At 36.8% G+C, this 5,267-nt stretch carries 4 protein-coding genes; 1 reads left to right on the top strand and 3 read right to left on the bottom strand.

Annotated elements, in window-relative coordinates; translation table 11 throughout:
• Positions 1 to 239 precede the first annotated feature (239 nt).
• On the top strand, positions 240 to 1,208 hold the full coding sequence (locus GJU39_RS22920; protein ID WP_154283319.1) for a zinc-dependent alcohol dehydrogenase family protein: 969 nt from the start codon (positions 240 to 242) through the stop codon (positions 1,206 to 1,208).
• A gap of 678 nt (positions 1,209 to 1,886) precedes the next feature.
• On the opposite strand, the gene GJU39_RS22915 is transcribed toward GJU39_RS22920, so the two are convergent.
• The 3 genes from GJU39_RS22915 to GJU39_RS22905 form a co-directional block, all read right to left on the bottom strand.
• The gene (locus GJU39_RS22915; RefSeq protein WP_154283318.1) at positions 1,887 to 2,783 is read right to left on the bottom strand and encodes a helix-turn-helix domain-containing protein; all 897 of its coding nucleotides are present in this window, start codon (positions 2,781 to 2,783) and stop codon (positions 1,887 to 1,889) included.
• Positions 2,784 to 2,799: 16 nt separating this feature from the next.
• Positions 2,800 to 3,807 carry an aldo/keto reductase gene (locus GJU39_RS22910; RefSeq protein WP_154283317.1) on the bottom strand — a complete coding sequence of 336 codons (1,008 nt, stop codon included), beginning with the start codon at positions 3,805 to 3,807 and terminating at the stop codon, positions 2,800 to 2,802.
• Positions 3,808 to 4,684: 877 nt separating this feature from the next.
• Positions 4,685 to 4,846, bottom strand: coding sequence for a hypothetical protein (locus tag GJU39_RS22905; protein ID WP_154283316.1), 162 nt, complete (start codon positions 4,844 to 4,846; stop codon positions 4,685 to 4,687).
• Between the last annotated feature and the right edge of the window lie 421 nt (positions 4,847 to 5,267).

The raw sequence follows: 5,267 nt of genomic DNA, 5'->3' as shown, positions 1-5,267 counted from the left end.
AGCGGAATCTAAAGTAATGCTTCTCAAAAAAAATAATCTGACAATAAAAAAACCTCTAGTATACTATTGCAATTCCAACAATGTCCACAGCCAATATATTGATCGCAACCAGAAAAGATCAATGGACGTATTACAGAAGGAATGAACAGTCAATTCAAGACTTGGCATTGCACATAAAAGAAAAATTATAATTTTTTTAACATAGAAATTAGCTATTTACCTAATTAACTAAAAACAAAATGAAAGCAGCAATCTTAAAAGAGTTCGGCCCGGTCGAAAATTTCGAAATCGTAGAAGTGCCGACCCCAAAACCAGGCTTCGGGGAAGTTTTGGTGAAAGTCTTCGCAACATCTGTAAACCCGTTAGACTACCAAGTCCGTCGTGGGGACTATAAAAATGAATTGTCCTTACCTGTTATCACAGGTCACGATGTCTCGGGCGAAATTATAGAACTGGGTCAGGGCGTGGAAAGTTTCAAGATCGGTGACCAAGTTTATTACACTCCGGAGATCTTTAATGGTCCCGGAAGTTACGCGGAGTATCACTGTGCCCATGAGTCTATCATCGCCTTAAAACCAAAAAACCTTAATCATCTCGAAGCTGCCACGCTTCCATTAGCTGCGGGCACGGCTTGGGAAATGCTTGTCACCAGAGCTCAGCTTAAGGTTAATCAGTCTATCTTGATCCACGGTGGCGCTGGCGGTGTAGGCATGTTAACCATTCAAATTGCAAAAGCAATGGGTGCAATTGTCTTCACAACAGCAAGGAAGGTACATCACCAACTTCTTCTTGAATTAGGAGCTGATCATGTTATCGATTACAAAGATGAAAACTACATCGAGGCCATTCAACAAATTACAGCTGGAAAGGGTGTCGATATTGTCATTGACACCATTGGCGGCAATACACTGTCAGATAGCGGACAGATTTTGAGTCAATTAGGACAGGTAGTTACCATAGTCGACCTTGAAAAACCTCAAAACCTGATTCATGCCTGGGGGAAAAACGCGACCTATCATTTTGTGTTTACTCGACAAAATCGAAATAAATTAGATGAAATAACTAAATTGGTAGAAACAGGTAAGCTGAAGCCTGTGTTAAATAAAGTTTTCAACTTATCAGAAATTGGTAAAGCGCATAGCCTACTTGAGTTCAAAGAAGGAGATGAAAATTTCTATGGTAAAATCGGAATACAGGTAGACTATTAAAGACGACAATAACTTTTAACATCTTGTGTCCAGAGGGTAATAAGATTAAAAGTTCCATATTGTGAGATGTTGTTCTGCCAGTCTGGATTAAGCCAACAAAAGGTTAAGATTTATGGAAATCTATGCTTTAAAATAGAATAATGTAGACACCTGTGTTCAATGGGAGTCTACATTAAAATCCTATAATCATTTGCTTGTGTAGTCTAAAGATATTATTTTATTGGTCTTAGCAGACATGACCTGTAAAAGGCATTAGGCACCATCCGAAAGCGATACTTGACCCTTAGTCATCCGGATCTTTTATCTGCAAAAGGATATCTTTAAGGGTACGTATAAAAGAATTTAAAAAATCTCAGATTGAACTGGGATTTAACGAACAGCCGATTGAATTGATATAGCGCTTTTTTCATATTAAGTTATAATTGTATGGAAAAATATATGGCCTTATTAGTTGTACGTCCATTTAATTAAAATGACTTCACGTAAGAATAAGTGAGAATTGAATGTTTCTCGTCCGCTAACTAAGCTAAAAAATTAAATCATTTTTGTAATAGCTCTCGGTATAAAAACTCCGACTATGAATATGTGCTATCTTTTTTTGCTCTAATATTGCACTGATGGATAACAACGCTCATCAGATTAGCGAAGCTAGATTGAGAAGTAGTGGCAGATTACTTTTTAGTTGAATGACTGTCGAAACTCTAAAGGCGACATCTTCGTTTTCTTTTTAAAAAGCGTACTGAAAGACTGCGAATGTTCAAAACCCAATTCATAAGCAATTTCACTAACGGAACGTTCAGTCGTAGAAAGTTTTTCTTTTGCTTTGCTGATAAGCTTTTCGTGAATATGCTGTTGCGTGCTTTGTCCGGTTTGGATTCTCAACAGGTCGCTCAAATAATTCGGAGAAAGATTCATCGCGTCAGCAATATGGTGAACAGTTAGAAGCCCTTTTTCTGTAGATTTTTTATCAAAATAATCATTCAAATAAATTTCAAATTTCGTCAAAAGCTGATGACTTCCATTTTTTCTGGTAATAAATTGTCTTTCGTAAAAACGTTTGGAATAATTCAGCAACAATTCAATCTGCGACAAAATAATTTCCTGCGTATGCTGGTCAATGTGCTGACATTCTTTGTCGATTTTATTCAAAATTTCAAGCAAATCATTTTCCTCATCTTCAGATAAATGCAAGGATTCATTCACAGCGTAAGAGAAAAATCCGTAAGCTGAAATCGTAGTCGCTAAAGAGTGATTCAGTAGAAAATCTTCGTGAAAAATCAGCAGGTAACCTGTGTTTTCACAATCCACCGCTGCTAAGTCCAAATACTGAACCTGATTGGGAGCCGTAAAGCTCAGCACACCCTTATCATAGTCATAATGCTGCTGTCCATACCTTATTTTTCCGGTCGCATTTCTTTTCAAAGCCACGCAATAAAATCGGTTGACAAAGCCCTTCCAGACATCATCTTCAATGAAGATACTTTCGGACAGATTGATAACACTTACCATCGGATGTTTCGGCTGAGGAAGCGAAAGTAATCTGTGAAATGTGGAAATAGAAGCAATTGTATTCATCCTTGTAAATTTAAACCTAATAATCCAAAAGCCCCATACTAAATTCGTCATAAGGTTTACCGGTATCAGTTCCCAAAGGTACTATACTTTCCAGCTTTGATAAATCCGAATCCGATAAGATGATATTACTGGCTTCGATATTCTGTTCAACATATATTCTTCGTTTAGTTCCCGGAATAGGAACAATGCCTTTACTGATAATCCAAGCCAAAGCCAGTTGCGAAGATGTGATTTGTTTTTGTTTTGCAAGATCTTCAATAGCTTCAACCAATTCAATATTTTTATGGAAATACTGTTCCTGAAAACGGGGAATTCCTCTTCGGAAATCATTTTCAGGCAAATCATTGATGGTTTTGATATTGCCAGATAAAAATCCTCTTCCTAAAGGTGAATAAGCTACAAAGCCAATTCCAAAATCATTTAATGTTTTAATCACACCTTTTTCTTCTACTGTTCTTTCAAACAGAGAATATTCACTTTGAACTGCCGTGATTGGATGAATGGTGTGCGCTTTTTTTATCGTTGCAGAAGAAACTTCAGACAAACCAATGTAACCTATTTTTCCTTCTTTTACCAAATCACTCATCGCTCCAACGGTTTCTTCAACAGGAACATTTTTATCCAAACGATGCATATAATAAAGGTCGATGTAATCTGTTTTTAGGTTTTTAAGTGATCGTTCGATCGATTTTTTTACATAATCTTTAGTTCCTTTGATTTTCCATGTGATTTGGTCATTGTCATCGATTTCCCAACCAAATTTCGTCGCAAGGATGTATTGGTCACGATTTCCTTCGATGGCTTTTGCAATAAGTTTTTCGTTTTCGAAAGGTCCGTACAAATCTGCCGTGTCGAGCAAATTGCCGCCCAGCTCAAAAGAACGGCGAATGGTTGCGATGGCTTCTTTTTCATCTGTTTTACCATATGTATCCGCATCTCCAAAACCTGTCATTCCCATGCATCCCAAGCCGATATTTGGAATGATTAATCCCTGACTTCCTAATTTTACTTGATTCAATTTCATATTGTTGATTTTAATACTACAAAGTTGCAGAGAAGTTAATATGCGGATGTATGCAAATCGATGATTATCGTATGCAAAATAGGGATAGTTAATTTTTCCTACTTTATTAAACGATTTCCTGAACTCCAAAGGGAAAACATCAGTTTTAGCTTTAAATAATTTACGCTAAGACTTCCAATGTTGAAATGCCTGTTCATAACCAACTTCACTTGCATAAAGGTTCTGTTTGTTGATAGCTTTTCTTTGTTTTTTCAATCAGCCATTCTCGAATAATTTGCTTTTAGGTTGACCTTCTTTCGGCAATGATGGTGAAAAACGTGAAATTACTTGAGTTGTTACTTGTCAAAGTTTGCGTCAAAATCCCGTTCCGAGTAGTTAAGATTTTAGGTGTTTGTTCTAAGACGGCAAGCCGTAAAAAATCCTCCAAGAACTAAGGCAAAACAAGCATAATACTCTAAATCACACGCACCTGGTGGAGATGTTGTGGTGACCAAGGCGTAATTGTATTCATTGTACACAGTTCCAAATAGTGCAAATTGACAAGTACCGCTTATTGTCCTTAATTGAACCCTTGGGCAAAATGGGGCAGAAGTTCTGTAACTTGGTGTTGACTCGTAATATCCCAAAATATTTTTAGCTGTGTAAAGATTTCCTGTAGTAGTAGTAGTCCCAGTTAGATTACTGAAACATAAAAGGCCCGATGATAGCGAAACAATTGATGTGCTTTCGATTCTGGTTGAAAGGCTTTTATCCCTCGGCTTCTGAGAATATTAATATCGATTGTGTCGAAAATGCCATCCTTTCTTAATAACAGTATTAGAAAAGGGCGAAACTTTATAATCAGATACCGGATTAAGTTTAAATAGAAAATTAGATCTCAACCATTCGCTGGTCCGAACAGGGATAAATTAAGGTAGATCAGCGTATTTTTTCTATCCAGATCAGAGCGAAGACTACTCAACATGCCCCCGCTGAAAGTGGGTTCAGGTTGGTCATTAAGATCTAATGTCCGAAGAATAGGTTTATATTTATCGAACATCACTCAAAGTATTGTGCTATATATAAGGCTATTGAAAACTATGATTTCAATATTTAACCATCAAACACACGATGGGTTTGATTAGATTATAAATAATAACAAAAAGCAATTGTCGCAATGGATCAATAATTTCTAAATCTCGATATCAACTCGGGAGAGCCATTATAAATATATACCAACTTGACAACTACAGCAGAAGGTATAAATTTAAATCCAAGCCCGCCTATCTACCCAGAGGCATATGATTATTTCCTAAAGAAATGGTTCAAAAATTTCGAGTAGGTTGACAGAAAGTGATACTTTTAGAAGTACGCTTAAATTAGGTGAACAATCTGCAGTTATAGTGGATAAACCGCTTCAAATTGACCCCTCTTCACCACTTTAAAAAGCCCCCCTTAGCCGAGTTAATTTAATAAGGTCC

It is taken from the genome of Pedobacter petrophilus, from assembly GCF_009674725.1.
In the GTDB taxonomy this organism is placed as follows: Bacteria; Bacteroidota; Bacteroidia; order Sphingobacteriales; family Sphingobacteriaceae; genus Pedobacter; species Pedobacter petrophilus.
The sequence above is the reverse complement of the archived record's forward strand: the minus strand, read 5'-3'. Positions and strand labels throughout refer to the sequence as shown.

Coding starts and splice junctions, on each gene's coding strand:
- GJU39_RS22905 (WP_154283316.1), bottom strand. CDS start 4,846: ATGTTCGATAAATATAAACCTATTCTTCGGACATTAGATCTTAATGAC.
- GJU39_RS22910 (WP_154283317.1), bottom strand. CDS start 3,807: ATGAAATTGAATCAAGTAAAATTAGGAAGTCAGGGATTAATCATTCCA.
- GJU39_RS22920 (WP_154283319.1), top strand. CDS start 240: ATGAAAGCAGCAATCTTAAAAGAGTTCGGCCCGGTCGAAAATTTCGAA.
- GJU39_RS22915 (WP_154283318.1), bottom strand. CDS start 2,783: ATGAATACAATTGCTTCTATTTCCACATTTCACAGATTACTTTCGCTT.